Genomic DNA, 18,843 nt, shown 5'->3' with positions numbered 1-18,843 from the left:
GCTACTCACCTCCCTCGCTCTCGAGCAACCCAGTCAGCACCGAAACCGGGTTCCACCACGTCGCGCCCTTGCAAGGATGACAGACGTGCTTGAACGACGTGAGATCACTCGCCTCGAGCGTGTCGGGATCGACGTGTAGCTTCTGGTCCAGTTCCTCGAGGCTCGAGCGCTTGACTCGAATCCGCCCACAGCCCACGCAAATCGCGTCGACGGGAATGCCGACCGTTCCGGCACCAGCACTCTCGAGTTCCGCCTCGAGGTCGCGGCCGTCGCGATCACCGTCGACACTCATCGCGAACCACCGTCCTCAAGCGCGCGACGAACATCCTCGTCTGTGGCTTGGTGGGCCGGATGGGCTATGGGCGTTTGACTCCTGACGTTGTAGAGCCGACTCGCCGGAACAAATGGTTCCTCACGCATCGACCTCACCACCGTGACGGCCAGGCGATGTCTCTGGATCTGGAACCGAGACATCTTCTCCAGCTGCCGAACCGCGGCTCAGTCGAGCGTAGGTATCACACTCACCACAGCGGTGGGCTCGATCGCGGTTGTCACCGAACACACGGCAGAACCGATCGGTAACGTGGGCACCGCAGTGATGACAACTCGAGGTATCGACAGACGGCCAGGGTGAAACCGTCACGCCGACCACCCCGTTTCGGACACGAAAATCGCAAGCAGGCGGCGACCCGGAACCAGTGGCTGGTTCGGTTCCGGTTCAGAGGCCCCTGTTTCCGAAACCGAAAACAGTGGTTTCGGGTGGTTCAGTCGTTGGTTTGCAGCCGAATAGTGATCGGCCACAGAACGGGTTTTTTGCGGATGGGCCCTGACGGATTCGAACCATCGACCACTCGGTGTCTCACACAACCGCAGCAACTCGCAGCCGTGTTATGAGCCGAGCGCTCTAACCAGACTGAGCTAAGGGCCCCTTCTATTCGAGGCAAAACGCGCGCCGTAGTTAACGGTTGCTGTCCTGTTCGAGTGACATGGTCACTGACATACTCTCCACAGACTCACTCGAGCAAGTTACCTGTTGGCACGCAGACAAGCCACAGCGCCGACAGCTGAAGCGACACTGGTGTGGATCGCAGTTGGTCGTGGTTGCTTCGAGAAAGAGCCCAAAAGCTCGTGGCGGCGTTACTCGTCGGACTGGTAGTCCGACAGCGACTGATCAGTTCCGGCTTGTCGATGGCGTGTTGCAAGCCCGGCGAGGTGTGGGGCTTCGGGGACGATGAGTTTCTCACAGGCGGTTTGGCAGGCGTTCGTACTCCCGGGGAGACAGAACACCGGCGTGTCGACGGCGATGCCTGCCGTTGCACGCGAAGCCATCGCTCGAGTGCCGACCTCGTCCCACGACAGTGACCGAAACAGTTCGCCGAAGCCGGGCAGCTCGCGCTCGAACAGCGACTGCGTTGCCTCCGGTGAGACATCGTCTGCAGTGACGCCCGTGCCGCCGGTGGTGAGCACGATATCGATATCCCGACGCGCGACGAGGCCGCGGACTGCAGTTCGAATCGCCGAGTAGTCGTCTCGGACCAGCACTCGTTCGTGTACCTCGTGGCCCTCGGCTTCGAAACACGCCTGAATGGTGTCCCCGCCTGGATCGTCCGGGTCATCCTCAGCAGCCTGTGCACGCGAACTCGAGACCGTCACGATGGCGACGTACAGCGGGTTGATGATGTCGTGGCCATGATCGTCAGTCGTTCTCCGATCGTCTCTATCGACTGTCATACGGTGACATCCATGCTGGAAGGCGATAATCCCTCCCCTCGCGGCAGCATTCGGGAGAGCAATCGATCGGCGACTGCACGCCGTCGATAGTCGTCCGTGACTGGCACTGCCGAGACGGTCACTCGAGGTGAATCAGGGCTGCTCGTCGCTCACCACGGTCGTCATGTCGCCCATTCCCGTCGGGGCAGGGTTTTCGAAGGTCGACCAGTCAGCGTCCAGCTCGTCGTCGGTGAGCAGGCAGTGATCGAGTCGAGCCTGCAAGTCGTCCATCGCCAGGTTGCGGCCGATGAGCGCGAGTCGGGTCTCGCGGTCACCCCACTCTTCGTCCCACGTGAGATCGGGCTGGCTGTCGCGGAACGCTGCCTGCCGTTCGTCCGAGAGGCTGGCGATCCAGCGGCCGGTAACCTCGAGGGTTGTCTCCGTGCCGGCGTAGCTCATTGTGATCGCCTGGCGTTCGCGGTTAGCGACCCAGCACAGCCCCTTCGCGCGCACGAGGCCGTCAGGAAGGTCAGCAAGCAAGGCGACAAAGCGCTCGGGATGGAACGGCCGCTGTCGATGGTAGGTGTCGACCGCGATCCCATAGCGCTCTGATGGATGGCTGTGCTCGTGGTCGTGGTCGTGGTCGTGGTCGTGGTCGTGAGCGGCTGCGTTGGACTCTTCGTGCTCTGTCTCGTCCTCGAGGAGCTGTTTCCAGCCGGCTGACTCGGTGGCCGCCTCGAGGTCGAAGCGTTTGCTGTCGAGCAGCGTTTCAGGATCGACATCACCGTATTCGGTCGTCACGACTTCGGCACGGGGCTGGAGCGTCTCGAGCAGTGCCACGACGCGTTCGCGCTCGGCAGTAGAGACGAGGTCGCATTTGTTCACGACGAGCAGGTCACAGAACTCGACTTGCTCGAGTAGCAGATCCGCCAGTGGCCGGCTCCCAGTTTTGTCTGGCCCCTGTCGAGTTGGTGGCTCGTCGGCAGCGCTGTCGCCAAACCGGTCGTAAAACCGACGCGCATCGACGACGGTGATGACTGCGTCGAGGTCGTACGGGCCGCCTGCAGGGCCGCGAACGAACTGGCGCGCAATCGGTTCGGGTTCGCCGATGCCGGAAGCTTCGACGATCAGATACTCGAAGTCGTGTTCCTTCCAGAGCTGGATGACCGACCGTGAGAGTTCGCCACCGAGGCTACAGCAGATACAGCCGTTCTCGAGGGCGAGTACTTCTTCGCCAGTCGTCAGATCGGTTCGGGCTTCGACGAGGTCCGCGTCGACGTTGACCGCACCGACATCGTTGACTAACACTGCGATATCGCGCTCGCTTGTCTCGAGGAGCTCCGAAAGCAGGGTCGTCTTGCCAGCGCCGAGTTCGCCACAGAGGATGGTGACCGGAACGCTCATTTATTCGTTTGCGAGCGCGAGTTCACGTCGTTCTTCCGGTTCGAACGGATCGGCGTACGTGTCCCAGTTGTCAGTCATCTCGCGTTCGGTTAGCAGACACTCATCGAGGCGGTCGATCAGCGTGTCGCTCTCGAAGTCACGACCGATAAAGACCAGACGAGTCATTCGATCACCCCACTGATCATCCCAGTCGTCTTTGATCCCCGGCCGTGCGGCGAAATACTGCTCGCGTTCGGCTTCGGGCAGCGTTGCAAGCCACTCTCCCGCCGGGCCGGCTCGGACCGACGTCCCGGCTTTGTCGATACCCATTGCGACGTCTTCACGACCGGCACTCCAAAAGAACCCTTTCGCACGGATGAGTTCGTTTGGGAGGGCTGTCAGGAGCGACGCGATCCGTTCGGGGTGGAACGGCCGATCCCGCTGGTAGACGAACGACGTGACGCCGTGTTCCTCCCGTGGATCGTGGTGATGGTCATGCTGGAGTTCGTGTTTCCAGCCCGCCGACGCCTTTGCGCGCTGGAAATCGAACTCCCCGGTGCCGAGGATATCGTCCGGATCGATGTCTCCGAACTCTGTCCGGATGAGATCCGCACTGGGCTGAAGTCGTTCGAGGACGGCTTCGATCTCCTCGAGTGCGTCGTCCGGAACGAGATCGCATTTGTTGAGCAAGAGGACGTCACAGAACTCGATCTGATCGAGCAAGACCTCCTCGGGGACGCGTCCGGAGTCGTCTTCGAGTTGCTGGCCCGTCAGTGCAGTCCCGAAGTCGAACGCCTCCCAGATGCTGTGAGCGTTGACGACGGTAACCATCGTGTCCAGTCTGTACGTGTCGGTGGGATCGAAGTCGGCATCCTCAAAGCCCATTGCGAACGTCTGGGCGACTGGAATGGGTTCCGAAATCCCCGACGATTCGACCAGCAGGTAGTCGAACTCGAGGCGATCGGCAAGCTGTCCGACCTCATCGAGCATATCACCACGCAGCCGACAGCAGATACAGCCGTTCGAGAGTTCGATGATCTCCTCGTCGGCACCGAGGTCGGTCTGTTGGGCGACGTGTTCGGCGTCGACGTTGACGTCACCCATGTCGTTGACCACAACGGCAACTTCGAAGCCGTGATCAGCGGTCAGGATATGATTGAGGACAGTTGTCTTGCCAGCACCAAGAGGGCCACTCAGGACAGTTACTGGAATGCGATCGTCGGTCATAGATCGATTGTGAATATGACCTCGTGTCTTGTTAAGGTTAGTTATTACATATCGTCAGCCGAAGTCATAACAAAATATATCATCTCACCTATGCTCATTCATAACACCGATGCCTGTCGTCAGCGTCTCGATGCCAACCGAACTGATCGAACGACTCGATGCCCACGCCGCAGAACACGACTACACTGGTCGTAGCGAGGTCGTCCGCGAGGGTGCACGGGCGCTGCTCACCGAGTTCGACGATGACCGTCTCGAGGACAGTTCTCTCGCCGGCGTCATCAGCGTCTTCTATGATTTCGGCACACGGCACGTCGAGCGACGCGTCACAGAGCTTCGACACGAGCACAACGACCACATTGCCTCGAACGACCACAGTCATGTTGACGACTACTGTGTCGATCTGTTCGTCCTCGAGGCAGATCTCGAAGATATTTCTACGTTCGTTGGCAAACTGCGTGCAATCGAAGATGTCGAGGCCGTCGACTACTCGCTGGTCCCACTCGAGAGCATGAACCAGTTACAGGACGCGTGAGCCGGTTGTTGTACTCCGCAGACGACACTAGGGTCGGCGAAGTTCTTCGAGTTGATTCTCGAGTCGATACTCCCCAGCCCAATCGATCCCGACGCGGTGGTCAGTGGCTGACTCTCGAACACGGAGTTCCATCGTGTCGCGTGTGCGCTCCGAGACGGGGATCAGATACTGGTTGTCGTTGATCGGGTCGTAGACTGCGAAATACGCCGCACGGCCGTCGTATCCACACCGATCAGAGCCGTCTTGACCGAGGTGGGCACTGACCGTTTCGAATTCGACCGTTCCCTCGCGTTTTCGGTAGGCCGTCTTGCACTGAATTCGATGGAACCGGCCGCCGACTTCGACGACCAGATCGTAGGATTCGGTGCCGTAGGTCGGCACGAGAACGGGAATGTCGCGCAACACAAACGCCGACTGAATGATCGCTTCGGTCGCCTGGCCGCGTTTTTGCGGCTCCTGAAGTTCGTCGTAACACGCCGTTCGATCGGGCATGGACGAGTTCGCCGCCCGATCCAATATAAACCACAGTGGTCAGTGGCACGTGGCAGTTTCACTCGAGTACACAACGGTGCTATTCTGTCAGATTGCTCCGCCGAAAATCAGCACGACTGGAAAGGCTAATCTCACAGCCCAAAAATCTTCGAAATGTATCGGACGCCGAAGCCAGGACTCGAACCTGGGACAACCTCGTTAACAGCGAGGTGCTCTACCATCTGAGCTACTTCGGCTCATTTCCAAGTAGCCGGGTGTATTTGATAGGGCTTTCGTTTTCCCTGCACTGTGTTCGACACCCTTTCACGCACTGCTCGAGTACCATCGCCCAATGAGTAAGGAGGATACCGAGTGTGGGGAACACGAACCCACCAGGATGAACGCCGACGACATCGAGTCGGTTATCGCCGAGGTCTACGACCACATCGAGCCAGACACAGCGGAGCGAGCCAACCTCCGTAACGTCGCAACTAGACTCTCCAGTCGCGCCGAGAGCGCCGCGAGAGAGCGCTGTCCGGACGCCGACGTGTTGCAAGTCGGCTCGACGGCCAGAGACACCTGGATCAGCGGCGATCGCGACATCGATATCTTCGTTCGATTCCCCCCGACGGTCGACCGCGAGGCCCTCGAGCAGTACGGCCTCGAAGTCGGCCACGAAACGCTGCCCGATGGTCACGAGGAGTACGCCGAGCATCCCTACGTCAAAGGCACCGTCGAAGGGTTCGATATCGATGTCGTCCCCTGTTTTCGCCTCGAGTCGGCGACCGAGATCCGGTCGGCCGTCGATCGGACACCGTTTCACACCCAGTATCTCGAGCAGCGACTCGACGACGAGCTCGCTGCGGACGTCCGCCTCACAAAGCAGTTCTTGAAGGGCATCGGCGCGTACGGCAGCGACCTCCGGACGCGAGGGTTCAGCGGCTATCTAACCGAACTGCTCGTCTGTGAGTACGGCGGCTTTCGGCCGCTGCTCGAGGCTGCGGCTGACTGGCAGCCGCCGGTCGAACTCGATCCCGAAGACCACGGTCGAGAAACGTTTGCGGATCCACTCGTCGTCATCGATCCGACTGATCCCGAACGCAACGTTGCCGCCGTCTGTTCGGCCGAAAACGTCGCCCGGTTTCAACACTATGCGCGTGAGTTTCTCGAGGAGCCACGGGTCGAACTGTTCGAACCCGACGAGCCGGAGCCGCTTACGAAAGCCGAGCTTTGCAGCCACGTCGAGCGTCGGGCGACGACCCCCGTCGTCATCCAGTTTGCGGCACCGGATCTCGTCGAAGATCAGCTGTATCCACAGCTCCAGAAGTCGCTCGACGGAATCACGAGCGGACTCAATGATCGGGGCTTCGACGTCCTCCGTGCGACGGCGATGGCCGGCGAGACGGCAGCGATTCTCGTCGAACTCGCCGCCAGCGAGCGACCCGCTGTCGAGCGCCACGAGGGTCCCCCAGTCCACGTCCGAACGCATGCCGAGGGGTTCTACGAGACCTACGCTGACGACCCCGAGACGTACGGCCCCTTTATCGAAGACGGCCGGTATGTCACCGAGCGGCCACGTGAGTTTACCACTGCCCGCGAGTTCCTCGAGAGCGATCGGCTCTTCGATGTCGGCCTTGGAGCCCACGTCGAAACAGCACTCGAAGACGAGTACACGGTTCTCGTTGGTGAAGAGATAACGGCCCTCTTAGACGCGTTCGAGACCGCACTTTCGAGATACTTCGATCCACGTCCCTGAGACGGTCTGCCGTCTGAATCGAAGCGGGGACTCACAGTTCAAAACAGACGAACCGGAGAAAAACGTGTCTTCAGCCGTCGAAGTCGTGCTCGAGTCCGTGTTCGTCGGCCACATCCTCGAGCGTCGACGCAGCCTTGTCGCTACAGCCAGCGTCGGGTTCGATCGGGGCGCGGCCGTCGAACGTTTCGTGAACGATGGCGACGCTGTCGGCGAGGACGTCGAGTCCGTAGCCACCCTCGAGGATGAACGCGAGTGCGGCGTCGGTGTCGTCGGCAAGTGTCCGCAGTCGGTCGGTCATCAGGGCGTACGCCTCCGTTGAGAGTCGAATCCGTGAGATCGGGTCGTGACGATGGGCGTCGAAGCCGGCACTGATCAGCAGACAGTCGGGGTCGAACTCGGTGAGGGCGCTGACGATCGGTCCTTCGACCGCCGACAGATAGTCCTGGTCGTCCGTGCCGGCGGGCATCGGGATGTTCAGCGTCGTTCCATCGCCGTCGCCTGTTCCGGTCTCGTCGATGGCCCCTGTGCCAGGGTAGAGCCCCTGTTCGTGTATCGAGACGAAAAAGACGTCGTCGCGCTCGTAGAAGATGTCCTGTGTCCCGTTCCCGTGATGGACGTCCCAGTCGACGATCGCAACCCGATCAACGTCGTGGTCGTCGGTATCGAGGGCGTGCTGGGCGGCAACGGCGACGTTGTTGACGAAACAAAAGCCCATCGCGTCGTCGTAGACGGCGTGGTGCCCCGGCGGTCGGCCGATCGAAAACGGTGTTTTTCGGCCGTTTTGTCCCTCGAGGGCCGCATCCACGGCCCAGCAGGCAAGCCCTACACTGTGACGAACCGCATCCCAGGTCTCCTCGACGGCAGTCGTGTCGGGATCCCAGTTTCCCCCACCGTCAGCACAGAACTGCTTGACGGACTCGAGATACGCCTGTTCGTGGACGGCCGCCATCGTCTCGAGGTCGCATGGGTCGGCGTTGACGTACTCGACGCCGTGTTTTCGTTTCAGTCGCTCTCGAATCGCTCGTAGCCGGTCCGGCGTCTCGGGGTGGCGCGAACCGGGATCATGTGCGAGGCAGACCTCGCTGTAACCAAACTGCATCTCACTCGAACAACGAAAAGTATGTCTCGATATCGTCGTCGATGATCGTCCGGCGGTCAGCGTGGTGTGCAAGGATCGCTGCTGCCCGGGCAACGTTGTCCGCGTAGTCCTCGAGGATGTCTGCGAGGGCAATGCGGGCGTCCATCGAGACGCGATACCGATCGTCAATGTCAAGTCTGGCGATACGATCAACGGGTGCGACCGGCAACTCGAGATCGTCTTTGTCGACGACAGTCTCGACGCCAAAATCCGCCGCCATCAGCGTCTTGCGCCCGTCTTCGGTCGCTCGCTCAGCGGCCCCGATCGCGAGCTCACTTCCGTGTTCTTGGATTCGTGTTGCGAGTTCCTTCGACGCGTCGGCACTCACCCGAAGATCGCCCGCGTTCCGCCGGATGATCGTATCCACCGGGGCGAACGGGAGTTCGACGTTCATACAATGATAGGCGAAGGTAACTCCCTTAACGCTTTTCCTAGGCGCGCAATGTGGTTGCTCGTGACCTCAGAAGACGTCGTTTGCCTCGAGCCGACCGTCGCGGACGACTCCTCTGGCGGTTAGCTCCTCGCCGAGACCGACATCAGCGTCCGTCTCGACGCTCATCGTCGTCTCACCATCATCGAGAACGACCGGATTGCCGGCCTGCACGACGACGCCGGTGAACTCGAGTTCCTCTCCGTTCGTCGGATCATCCGTCCCATCGGGGTTGGCCGTGGCGGCTTCGTCATCGGTTTCAGTTCCACCGCTGGCCGTCTCACTGGCACCGTCGCTGCCGTCGGATCCGGCAAACGCCGACAGACCGGCGTTCTCGTCGCTCGAGCCACTCGCCTCGCTCTCATCGGCGGTCGCCGACTCGGACTCGAGCACCGTGATCGTCGACTGCCAGCCCGCAGAGGCCTCGAGGTCGTCCTGCCAGCCGTCCTGGATCTCGACGTCACCCAGTGCGACCTCGTCGCCCGGGCCGATGTCGTGGTCTGCTTTTTCGCCCCAGAGTGCGACACGGATATCGCCGGTTGCATCCTGAACGCGAATGTTTCGGACCTGCCCTTCGGAGCCGTCGTCGCGGTCGAAGGTACGTTTCGGATCGGCCGAGCGAACGACACCAGCGATATCGACCGTTTGACCGATCTCGACGGCTTCGATCGGCGTGCTCTCAGGAACGTACTCGACGTCTTCGTCGACTTCTTCGACAGCACCGCGGTTGCCGACGTGGAGTTCGAGACTGCCGTCGCGTTCTTTGACGTAGCCGTCGATCACCTCAACGGTCGTGTTCGATTCAATCTCCGTCGCGAGATCAGCCTGCTCGTCCCACAGCGTCACGCGCACGCGCCCGGTTGAATCCCCAAGTGTGAGGTTCGACACCTTTCCTTCGGAGCCGTCGTCGCGGTCGAACGTCCGGACACTGCCGGTATCGAGGACGAGTCCAACGAGATTGACGTTCGAAAGGCCCAGCGACAGCGCCTCGACCGTGTGTGTATCGGTCACTTGCACTTCGATCTCGGTGTCCGGATCGGGTTCGACCTGATCGACACTGATTTCGACGCCGCTGAACCCTTCTTTGGGCCGGCCCTTGATTCGCAGTACCTGCCCTTCCTCGAGCTCTTCGATCGCCGCCTCGGCGTGGTCATCCCAGAAAGCCGCGCGCACGGCGCCAGTTTCGTCGGCGACTTCGACGTTGACGACGCGGCCGTCTTCGTCCTCGCCGTCGCGTTCGAACGTTCGAACCTCGCCGATACTGGTCACTTTGGCGACGAACTTCGCTTCTTCCATTCCGGGCTCGATATCGGCGATGCCACCGACCTCGCTCTCCCCAACCTCGTGAGCGATGAGCATCGCCGCAGTCTCTTCGTCTGCAAGTCCACCCATCTGCTCGACTTTTTCCTCGACGGCCTCGCGAAACTCTTCGAGAGAAACGTCGGCCTCGAGGTCTTCATATACGCCCTCGATGTCGCTCATTCTATGCTCGTGCATGGGTAGCCCGCGCATAAGCATTGTCCATTCGGTGTGTTTGCCCCCATCGATCGATCCGAGCCAATCGTTGTACACTGCCCACTCGAGGTCGCTTTTGCCCGGTCGGCCGGACAGCGATCGCGTCCGAATGCATACCCCTGCTGGCCCCGCCTCGGTATATAAACTCACGTGTCGGACGGCCAACGCCAACCCGGTGTCGTGACAGTCTGAAACACGCATGATCGGGCGATATAGCCCGTATACGACGACCTTCTTTCGAAAGGCCTTTAATGTCCACGCGATTACGATGAGATGAGTCCTGGTAGGGTAGTGGACTATCCTCTTGGCTTGCGGAGCCAGGGACCGGAGTTCAAATCTCCGTCAGGACGTTTCTCTTCAGCACAACACTGCGAGCGTAGCGAGCAGTCCGTGCTGAAGGAAACTCCAATACGGAGATTTGAGCAGACGAGTCGCAGTCCGGGAGCGAACGCAGTGAGCGACCCGGAACGTCTCGGCGTGTTCAAATCTCCGTCAGGACGCTCACTCCTTTCGAGTGCTTCACGTTGTTCAGCACTCGCTTCGTCGTTCGGTCCTGACGTGCCCAACGCTCACTTCGTTCGCGTTGGACTCCGTCAGGACGCTTTTTCGAGCGCATCCACAGCGAGTAACAGATCCAATCACAAAACTCATCTCGACACGTCAACGATTCGTACTAAATGCCCTCCAGGCGAGAACTCCTCCTCGGAGTCGGAGTTGCGGGTACCGCGACAGTCGCTGGCTGTCTCGGCAGCCGCACCGACGAGCCGGGAACCGACGACGACTACACGTGGCTGACCGTCGGTGCCGACCTTCGGAACTCGAGAGCCGTCCCTTACGGCGCGGCACCACGGGACGAGCCGGACATCGAGTGGCGTATCGACCTCGAGTCATCGACGGCGACCGGCGAACCGATCGTGACCGACGACACCGTCCTCGTGAACACGGGACGCGATATCGTCGCGTTCGACAGGGAGACGAGCGAGCGACGCTGGTCGATCGATCCGGAGAACGAGCCCTACTCGTACCAGGGCTCGCCAACGGTGTTCGACGACACGGCCTACGTTCCAGAGCGCGAGGTACTGACGGCTCGAGACCTCGAAACGGGCGCGGTCGACTGGTCGTTCGAACTCGAGCGAATCATCAGCGAGAGCTCCCTCACGGTAACGGACACCGACGACGGGCGCGTCTACGTGGCTGGCGGCAACGCCGTCCACGCGCTCGACGCGGAGACCGGCGAGGAGCTGTGGGAACAGGAACTGCTCGGAATCGCACAGTACGCGATCGCGAAGTACGCCGACTGGCTGTTCGTCGCGACCAGAGGCGGCGAACTGTACCGCATCAACCGCTGGGAGGGCCGCGTCGAGTGGCGACGGACGATCGAGGCGGGCATCTCGAGTGCGCCGATCGTCCTGACCTCGAGCGACCGTCGGGTCGGCCACGGCGTCGCGGTCGCGGGCGGTGACGGCTCGGTCACCTACTTCGATATCAGCGGAAAGCGTGAGTGGCAGACGGATCTCGGCGGCTTCGGAAACGACGGACTCGCGATCGGCCACCGGACCGTCCTCGCCCGCTCGGGTTCGACGCTGTACGCGCTCGACGCGAACGACGGAGATAATCTGTGGCGAGCCGACATCGGACGCAGTTCCCGGAATCCACCGATCGTCGTTGGCGATACGGTGTACGTCGGCGGCGACCGACTCCGAGCGTTCGACGTCGGCGGCGGATACGGGATTCGCTCGCTGCGGATCGGTAGGGAACGGTTCGATCGTGAGGAGCCAGACAACGTCGGCTACGTGACCGCAGCCGGCGGAAAGCTGTTCGTGACGACGGACGTTAGTCGGTTCGAAGGCGACGACACCGCGGCGTTGCTCGTGCTCTCGTAGGGCCCCGGAAGCTGCCTGCATGGGCCCTACTCGCCTCGAGATACCACTCGAAACACGGCATGAGCGAACGACACACACGAGCGGACGGCGACGACACGAACCCGGCCACCGTCAGCCGCCGCCGACTGCTTCGGACGACGGCCGCCACGGCGGTCGGCGCTGGGGGCCTGGCTGGAGCGACCGGGTCGGCATCGGCGTCGGAGTTTACGGGCTGTGACGACTGGACGAGTGCACCGGCGGAGTATCCGGAAATCGACCTCACCAGCGGGAATCCCACGGCATCGAATGCCGACGCCATAGCGGACGCCGACGAGGTCGTCATCTTCGTCCACGGCTGGCTCGGACTGGAGACCAGCACCGATCAAGCCGCCACGCTCGAGGGCGCCCTCGAGGCGAACGACTACGACGAGCCGGTGGTCGCCGCGTCGTGGGAGGCAGACACGCCCAACTATTGGCGCGCCGAGGGCACTACTGAGACGGCTGGTGATCGCCTCGCCTCGTGGCTCGAGGCCGATCGCGTCGACCCCGAGGAGACCACGGTTCGGCTGGTCGGCCACTCACTCGGTGGGCGGGTTTGCCTCGAGACGCTCACAGCGCTGGACGACGCCACCGTTGGGACTGTCACGCTGGTCGGAACCGCCGCGGACGACGATTCGGTCTGTACGGACGGCGAATACGCCTCCGGTATCGACACCAGCGCCGAGGCCGTTTTCAACTATCATTCCGAAGCCGATGACAACGTCTGTTACGGCTACGATATACAGTCGCTCTCGAGCGGCCTCGGCTGTGGCGGCGCAGACTGCAGCAGTGGCTGGATAACCGATGCTAGCGGCACGACGCCGGAACACTACACTGACGTCGACGTCACCGACGACGTCGACGACCACTGCGACTACATCAAGCCCGACGTCGGCTGTGTGTCCCAACTCAGAGCCGACTTCGAGTGAGTGGTGGACGAATCCGTCCGAGTCGAAAGCGTCGTCACTCGAGGTAGAAAACTGGGTGAGAGGAGTAAGCCCCCTTCTGTTCATCCCGGCATTCGGCTGAGCGTCCATGCCGTCCGCGGCGAGGCCGCGGGGTGTTCGGGCTACCACGGCATGGACTTGCACCGGTGAGGATTCGCCGTTCCATCGATCCTCGGCCGTCTGTGTGGGGTGTCGAACGGATCGTTCGACCAGCCCAACCCTCTGCAGGTCAACTCCCCGTCCTCTCGGTTGGGTTCGCACGCATCATCGGTCGGGCCGAGACGTGTCGTTTCTGTTCCAGAGCCAGCGGTCTTCCGCTCCGGGCTTGCGCCCGGTCACCTGCCCGAACAGGTGGGGGGACTTTCCTCGCGAGCGTGGCACATCCCGGAGGGATGGACCACGTTGGTGCGTCGGCCACCCGAGGGGGGCCAACGCGGGTGTGTTGCACGTCTCGAAAGACGAGCAACAGTCATCTGTGATTGCCCCGTTGCCAGTTGATCACCGCGGCAGCCAGGCTCTCTCTCCCAGTCGTCCTATGAGTGTCGGGCGAATAAGTCCCCCGGTCGGCGGAAGAGATGACGCCCAGATGGAATAGAAGCGCTTTAGGACGGCACCAGCCATATACAGTTGTATGTCCCAGCGACAGGGCGTCGACCTTTCCTACGAAGACGGGGCACGCGCCGTCGAACTCGCGCGTGAATCCGTCGAATCTTACGTACAACACGGTCAACGAGAACAACCGGGCAGCATGCGCGAGGCCTTTTATGAGCGAACTGGCGCGTTCGTCCGCCTCGAGTCGACACGAGGTCGCGGCAGCCTCCGTGGCTGTGCTGGCGGCTATCAGTCGGCAGATCAGCTCGGGCACGTCATCGTGGACGCAGCGATCGAAGCCGCAAGCGAGGATTCGTGTAGCTCCGAGGTGACACCCTCGGAACTCCCGAACCTCACTGTCTCGGTCTGTACAGTCAAAAGCGTCGTCCTGACAGATGACCCACTGGCCGACCTCGAACTCGGAACCCACGGCGTCGCCATCGACGGCGGCGAGGGTGGCTGGCTGTATCCGACGGTGCCCGTCGAGAACGGCTGGAGCGCTCGCGAGTACCTCGACCGCACGTGCCGAAAAGCCAAACTCGCGCCGGGGGCCTGGCAGGACGACGACGTCATCGTCACGCTGTTTGAAGGACAGGTCTTCCGCGAGCGCGAAGCCGACGGTAGCATCGAAGAACTATAACGAACACTGCGACAAGTCGTAGTCCCTCGCTCGAGTCGAGTCGTTTCGATACAGCGTCTTCTGGTAGCGATCACGCTTGGAGAGCCGTCGCTCGGGTCAGCGATACGTCTCGATCGAACGGTGGGTGGTTCGCCACGAGTCCGACGAAAGAGGCCCCGTGTAGAGATTCAGCGGCGGTAATGCCGAGAAACGAGTCGAAGCGCGAGCGGATTACTCCGCCGACGGGTCGAACCCGACCGCTTCGGCATCGGCCAGACACCGCTCGCTCGCGGCCTCGAGGTCGAACTCCCGAACGACCTCGCCGTCCCGAACCAGTGGCTCGAGTAAGGCCTCGCCGTCTGCTGGCCCGCCGCTGTCGGCGAGTGCGACGTGGTGACCACCGTCGGCCGTTCGGTACACCGCTTTCACGCCGGAGAGTTTCCCACGCTTGGAGATCGGTTCGCTCGAGGACCTCGCCGATCCCTCGCTTATTTCGACGATATCGAGGCTGAAGTCGACCGATTCGGCGCCCGTAATATAGCTGCCAACGCCGAAGCCATCCGCAACGTCACGCAGATTTTCGATCGCGTCGGGGCCGAGCCCGCCGCTACAGAAGATATCGACATCTTCGTGGCCTCGGGCGTCGAGTTCCCACCGAACTTCACGGATGATGTGTCGGAAGTCGCCGCGACGGGAGCCCGTGGTGTCGATCCGAACGCCATCGAGGTCGTCGCCGAGCGTCTCAGCGGCCAGCAGGCTCTCGCTTTTTTCATCCCAGAAGGTATCCGCGAGGGCGATCCGCGGGACGTCCTCGCCGACGGCCTCGTCGAAGGCGCGCCACGCGTCGGCCTGGTTGCCCTCGCCGAAACAGAACATGAGTGCGTGGGGCATCGTGCCACCCGCCTCGCGACCGATAATCTCGCCTGCGGCGACGTGCGAGAACCCATCGAGACCGGCGAGCAACGCGGCGCGTTCGACCGTCGCAGCGATCGAGGGATGGACGTGGCGCGCACCAAAGGAGAGGACGGTCGAATCAGGGGCCGCCAGTCGCGTCTCGAGAGCGGCCGTCGCGAACCCACTGGGCTGAGACAGAAATCCGAGCAGGGAGGTCTCGAGTTCGGCGAACTCGAGGTACGGGCCCTCGATTCGCATCACTGGACCGCCGTCGAACAGTTGGCCGTCGGGCAAGGCATCGATATCGACGTTTCGGCCCTCGAACAGCGTGGCGACGTCGCTGATGCCGGTAAAGACTTCGAACGAGCCGGTAGGGAACTGATCAGCGGTCACCTCGGCGACGACATGGGGATCTTTCCCCGCGTGCTCGAGGGTGCTCCGAGTGCGCTCGAAGTATGCATCCGTCGCGCGGCCCTCGAGGATCGCCGCCGCTGGGACGGTTCCGAACGGGTTTGACATGTCGACGACTTCCCGGGGGAGGCAAATAAGCTACCCGTCTGCCGACGCTGTCGCCGCCGACGGTATCGACGCGGGGCCGGGAGTAACGGGCGCTGTCGTCTCGACGGTGCCCTGTGCCGACGCGTTCGCCTCGCTCGCGTGGACCGCTTCCAGATCGATCGCCAGCGGTGCGCCAACGATCTCGACCGTGTCGCCGGAGACGGTGACTCGGTAGGCCCCGCCAAAGGGCTCGCTGTCGGGGATTCGGTAGGCGTCGTCGACGGCATCGACCGGCGCACCGCCGCGATTCTCGAGGAGGGTTCGATAGGCGTCGGCGAACGCTTCGGCATCGTCGGAGCGCTCCCACTCGAGGTGCCAGACGTAGCCAGTCCGGTCGTCTTCGGCCGTATCCAGATAGACCTGAAACGAGTCGCCGACCCAGCCGTCGGTCGCCGGATGGGAGTAGTTGTACGGAGAGAGCTCAGTACTGCCTTCAGTCAGCGATCGATCGATAACGCCGTTGGCCCACAGCGCCGCGAACAGGGTCCCCTCACCGATCGTCTCCGTTCGAGGGTCGCCCTCGGGGCCGTAGGCAACCCAGTCCTCGCTCGAGCGATCGGGGATCTCGACGGCAACTGGCTCGTCATCCGGGTAGCGTTCGGGATGGATCAGCTGGCTGGTGCTTGCCGGATAGCGCTCGTAGGCGCGGTCGACGGCGTCCCAGCCGCCACGCTCGCGGAGGTGGGCGACGAACGGCGGCCCCTCCGAGTACGGCGTGTAGATCGAGAGAAAGAGGCCGGCGTTGAACGGGCGCTCGCCGGGACTGATCTCACCGGCCGGCCCGTCGTCGGCGGGAACGCACTGCCACTCGGCGCCACAGCGCTGGTCGTACAGATACGGCAGATAGTTTGCCTCTCCCTCGAGCAAGCCGAGATCGGCTCGCTGTTCGTCGATCGTCTCGCCGTGGCGCTCGAGGCCGAAGTGCTGGTCTTGCAGCGCGTGGACGAGTTCGTGGACCAGCGTTTCGCGGTCGATCCGAACCGCGTCTGTGTCGTCTGCGATGATGACGATCCGGTCGTTCGTGTAGTAGCCCTGGACGGCACCGCCGTAGAGGTTGTCCATCGCGTGATTGACGTCCGTCTCGCCATCGACGATGAACGCCCCGCGCCAGAGTTCGTTCGTAAACACCGATGCTGACTCGGGCTCGCCGCGTTGGCTGCGATACTCGTCTCTGGTGATGAGTTCGAGTTCAACGTCGTGTTTGAACTTCAGCCCGCGGAGGACCTCGATTCGAGCCATCGAGCGATATTTGACCGCCTCGAGTTGGGACTCGGTAACTGCCTCGGTGTCGTCGAACTCGAAGACGTCGTCGTGGGTGTAGTCGCCAACAGCGCCGAGTTCACGGTCGGTGTCGAACTGGTCCGGCGAGTCGGGAAGGGTACAGCCCGAGAGCACGACCAGCGCCACGACGGCGAACAGTGCGAGGCGACTCCGGTGCATTGGCTACCGTTGTGACGGCGGCGTCATATACTGCTCGCTGTCCTCGGAGAGCGTCGCCATCTGCGTCCGGCGACCGATCCAGCCACGAACGGAGCCGTCTTTCCGTCTCGCCACGAGAACCCAGATCGAGATGCCGAACACCGCCCCGGGACCGGCAAAGCCGGGGAGTGAGTCGCTGTTGTCGTCGTCAGTGTCGTCACCGTCGCCGTTGTCGTCCACGGCGACACGCTCGAGTGTGTCCTCACCCTCGGGTGCGACACCAGCCGCGATCCCCTCGAGGTCGTCGACCGACGGCGCACGAACGATCGTCACCGTCTCGCCGTCGTGTTCGATGGCGTACGCCCCGGGGAACTCGTCGTCGATCACGTAGGTGTCTTGTCGGTCGTCGACGGGTTCGGCGTCGTGAATGTCGAGCAACTCGAGATAGCCCGTGAGGAACTGCTGGGCGTCCTCGCTCGAGTGCCACTCAGTCTCCCAGACGTAGCCGGTGTCGGCCGGTTCGGGGTCGTCAGCGTCCGCATCGACGTACAGGAGTAGTTCGTCGCCGGCCCAGCCGTCCGTGTACGGCTGGTCGTAGTCGTACCCCGACAGATCGTCGGTGAGGAGTGCATCCGAGTCGATCACGGACGGCTGCCCCCGGTCGTGGACGTCAGCGCCGAACATCGACACCATCGCGGCCTCGCCGGCCGTCTGTGTCGTGGGTTCGCCGTCAACCTCGAGCCGGTCCCAGTCCTCGCTCGAGCGGTCGTCGATCGTGATCTCGACCGGCTCGCGGTCTGTGTCCGTGTGGATCACCGTCGACGAACTCGTCGGCGGCTCGTCGTAGGCCGCGTTCACCGCTGCCCAGTCGTCGTCGGCCTCGAGCAACTGATCGACGTACGCCGGGCCGTCGTTGTACGGCTGGAAAAGCGTCATGTAGAGCCCCCAGTTCACCTCACCGAACTGGTCAGCGTGGGATTCGCCAGGGGTGAGACAGTCCCACTCGGCCCCACATCGGTGGTCGTACTCGTCTTCGACCCAGACGGCATCGCCCTCGATGAGCCCGTTTTTCGCAGCGTCCTGGTCGATCGTCTCCCGGTCGTAACTCGTCAGATCGAACTGCTGGTCTTGGAGCGCGTGGAGCAGTTCATGGCCGAGGATGACCTCATCCAGTTCGGGTGTCTCTGTATTATCCGAGACGAGCACGACCTGATCGGTCTCCGGATCGTAGTAGCCGCCGACGGCACCGCTGTACATCGTTTCGAGTTCGTCTCCCGCGTTGGTGTCACGGTCGACCATGAACAGCGCCTCGTAGGTAACGTCCTGCTCGAGACGTTCGTCGTCGCTCAACTCGAGGAAGACGTCGTCGTGGTCGTCGGCGAACTCCTCGCGGGAGATGACCTCGACCGGCACGTCGCCCTCGAAGGTGAGCTCACGAATCACTTCGACGCGTGCCATCGACCGGTAGACGACCGACTCGAGTTCGTCACCGTCGTCGACGACGGCATCGTCACGGTCGTCGACTGGGAGCGCATCGTCGTACCAGTAGCCGTTGACGTAGCCGACGGTGTCTTCGGTGGTGGGATCGGCCGGCCGGTCGGTCGAATCGTCTCCGAACATCCCCGGGACCATCCCACCGGCTACGGCCAGTGTCAGAACGAGCGTCGATATCGCAACGAGCGCAACAAGCAGTCGCGTCCGCGTCAGTGTGGCCGTCATTTCGAGAGGATGGGAATCGTACGAAGGCGAGCG

Annotated in this window: 17 protein-coding genes, 3 tRNA genes and 1 other RNA gene; 6 read left to right on the top strand and 15 right to left on the bottom strand. The window is 62.3% G+C overall.

The features are described 5' to 3' along the window. Nucleotide 1: 1 nt before the first annotated feature. The 6 genes from DV706_RS08200 to DV706_RS08175 form a co-directional block, all read right to left on the bottom strand. Nucleotides 2-292, bottom strand: coding sequence for a hypothetical protein (locus tag DV706_RS08200; RefSeq protein WP_006065103.1), 291 nt, complete (start codon nt 290-292; stop codon nt 2-4). 120 nt (nt 293-412) lie between these two features. Further along, a complete protein-coding gene (locus tag DV706_RS22035) occupies nt 413-652 on the bottom strand; it encodes a DUF7563 family protein (RefSeq protein WP_049889677.1) in 240 nt (79 codons plus the stop codon). Nucleotides 653-820: 168 nt separating this feature from the next. After that, nucleotides 821-928, bottom strand: a tRNA-Ile gene (locus tag DV706_RS08190). Nucleotides 929-1,137: 209 nt separating this feature from the next. Continuing rightward, nucleotides 1,138-1,731 carry a MogA/MoaB family molybdenum cofactor biosynthesis protein gene (locus tag DV706_RS08185; protein ID WP_006065105.1) on the bottom strand — a complete coding sequence of 198 codons (594 nt, stop codon included), beginning with the start codon at nt 1,729-1,731 and terminating at the stop codon, nt 1,138-1,140. A 132-nt stretch (nt 1,732-1,863) separates the two neighbouring features. Next, nucleotides 1,864-3,114 carry a CobW family GTP-binding protein gene (locus DV706_RS08180; RefSeq protein ID WP_006065106.1) on the bottom strand — a complete coding sequence of 417 codons (1,251 nt, stop codon included), beginning with the start codon at nt 3,112-3,114 and terminating at the stop codon, nt 1,864-1,866. Then, nucleotides 3,115-4,320: a GTP-binding protein gene (locus DV706_RS08175; protein ID WP_006065107.1), complete on the bottom strand. Its 1,206-nt coding sequence runs from the start codon at nt 4,318-4,320 to the stop codon at nt 3,115-3,117. Nucleotides 4,321-4,429: 109 nt separating this feature from the next. Between DV706_RS08175 and DV706_RS08170 the strand changes: the two genes are divergently transcribed. Beyond that, on the top strand, nt 4,430-4,852 hold the full coding sequence (locus DV706_RS08170) for a CopG family ribbon-helix-helix protein (protein WP_006065108.1): 423 nt from the start codon (nt 4,430-4,432) through the stop codon (nt 4,850-4,852). 27 nt (nt 4,853-4,879) lie between these two features. Here DV706_RS08170 and DV706_RS08165 read toward each other — a convergent pair whose 3' ends face one another. Both DV706_RS08165 and DV706_RS08160 read right to left on the bottom strand, forming a co-directional pair. Continuing rightward, nucleotides 4,880-5,344 (bottom strand): group I intron-associated PD-(D/E)XK endonuclease, encoded by a 465-nt coding sequence (locus DV706_RS08165; RefSeq protein WP_006065109.1) that lies wholly within the window; start codon nt 5,342-5,344, stop codon nt 4,880-4,882. 163 nt (nt 5,345-5,507) lie between these two features. Next, nucleotides 5,508-5,580 (bottom strand) — tRNA-Asn (locus DV706_RS08160). Nucleotides 5,581-5,675: 95 nt separating this feature from the next. On the opposite strand from DV706_RS08160, the gene cca reads away from it, so the two are divergent. Continuing rightward, on the top strand, nt 5,676-7,079 hold the full coding sequence (gene cca / locus DV706_RS08155) for a CCA tRNA nucleotidyltransferase (RefSeq protein ID WP_006065110.1): 1,404 nt from the start codon (nt 5,676-5,678) through the stop codon (nt 7,077-7,079). Nucleotides 7,080-7,149: 70 nt separating this feature from the next. Here cca and DV706_RS08150 read toward each other — a convergent pair whose 3' ends face one another. From DV706_RS08150 to DV706_RS08140, 3 genes are all read right to left on the bottom strand, one after another. After that, nucleotides 7,150-8,178: a histone deacetylase family protein gene (locus tag DV706_RS08150; protein ID WP_006065111.1), complete on the bottom strand. Its 1,029-nt coding sequence runs from the start codon at nt 8,176-8,178 to the stop codon at nt 7,150-7,152. Between the two features lies 1 nt (nt 8,179). Then, nucleotides 8,180-8,611 (bottom strand): histone, encoded by a 432-nt coding sequence (locus tag DV706_RS08145; protein WP_006065112.1) that lies wholly within the window; start codon nt 8,609-8,611, stop codon nt 8,180-8,182. Between the two features lie 66 nt (nt 8,612-8,677). Beyond that, nucleotides 8,678-10,129 carry a single-stranded DNA binding protein gene (locus DV706_RS08140; protein ID WP_006065113.1) on the bottom strand — a complete coding sequence of 484 codons (1,452 nt, stop codon included), beginning with the start codon at nt 10,127-10,129 and terminating at the stop codon, nt 8,678-8,680. Nucleotides 10,130-10,439: 310 nt separating this feature from the next. Here DV706_RS08140 and DV706_RS08135 point away from each other — a divergent pair. The 3 genes from DV706_RS08135 (at nt 10,440) to DV706_RS08125 (ending at nt 12,992) form a co-directional block, all read left to right on the top strand. Then, nucleotides 10,440-10,512 (top strand) — tRNA-Arg (locus DV706_RS08135). A 327-nt stretch (nt 10,513-10,839) separates the two neighbouring features. Continuing rightward, nucleotides 10,840-12,045, top strand: coding sequence for an outer membrane protein assembly factor BamB family protein (locus tag DV706_RS08130; RefSeq protein WP_006065114.1), 1,206 nt, complete (start codon nt 10,840-10,842; stop codon nt 12,043-12,045). Between the two features lie 59 nt (nt 12,046-12,104). Continuing rightward, complete coding sequence (locus DV706_RS08125) at nt 12,105-12,992, top strand: esterase/lipase family protein (RefSeq protein WP_006065115.1); 888 nt, start codon at nt 12,105-12,107, stop codon at nt 12,990-12,992. Between the two features lie 53 nt (nt 12,993-13,045). On the opposite strand, the gene rnpB is transcribed toward DV706_RS08125, so the two are convergent. Then, an RNA gene (rnpB, locus tag DV706_RS08120) (RNase P RNA component) lies at nt 13,046-13,396 on the bottom strand. 245 nt (nt 13,397-13,641) lie between these two features. Here rnpB and DV706_RS08115 point away from each other — a divergent pair. Beyond that, on the top strand, nt 13,642-14,241 hold the full coding sequence (locus DV706_RS08115) for a TIGR00296 family protein (protein WP_006065116.1): 600 nt from the start codon (nt 13,642-13,644) through the stop codon (nt 14,239-14,241). Between the two features lie 210 nt (nt 14,242-14,451). Here DV706_RS08115 and DV706_RS08110 read toward each other — a convergent pair whose 3' ends face one another. The 3 genes from DV706_RS08110 to DV706_RS08100 are packed head-to-tail and all read right to left on the bottom strand — an operon-like array spanning nt 14,452 to nt 18,810. Next, nucleotides 14,452-15,633 carry a nicotinate phosphoribosyltransferase gene (locus DV706_RS08110; RefSeq protein WP_006065117.1) on the bottom strand — a complete coding sequence of 394 codons (1,182 nt, stop codon included), beginning with the start codon at nt 15,631-15,633 and terminating at the stop codon, nt 14,452-14,454. Nucleotides 15,634-15,663: 30 nt separating this feature from the next. Beyond that, on the bottom strand, nt 15,664-17,112 hold the full coding sequence (locus tag DV706_RS08105; RefSeq protein ID WP_006065118.1) for an Hvo_1808 family surface protein: 1,449 nt from the start codon (nt 17,110-17,112) through the stop codon (nt 15,664-15,666). Between the two features lie 3 nt (nt 17,113-17,115). Continuing rightward, a complete protein-coding gene (locus DV706_RS08100; protein ID WP_006065119.1) occupies nt 17,116-18,810 on the bottom strand; it encodes an Hvo_1808 family surface protein in 1,695 nt (564 codons plus the stop codon). Nucleotides 18,811-18,843 lie beyond the last annotated feature (33 nt).

This window comes from Natronorubrum bangense (assembly GCF_004799645.1).
Taxonomy (GTDB): Archaea; Halobacteriota; Halobacteria; order Halobacteriales; family Natrialbaceae; genus Natronorubrum; species Natronorubrum bangense.
The sequence above is the reverse complement of the archived record's forward strand: the minus strand, read 5'-3'. Positions and strand labels throughout refer to the sequence as shown.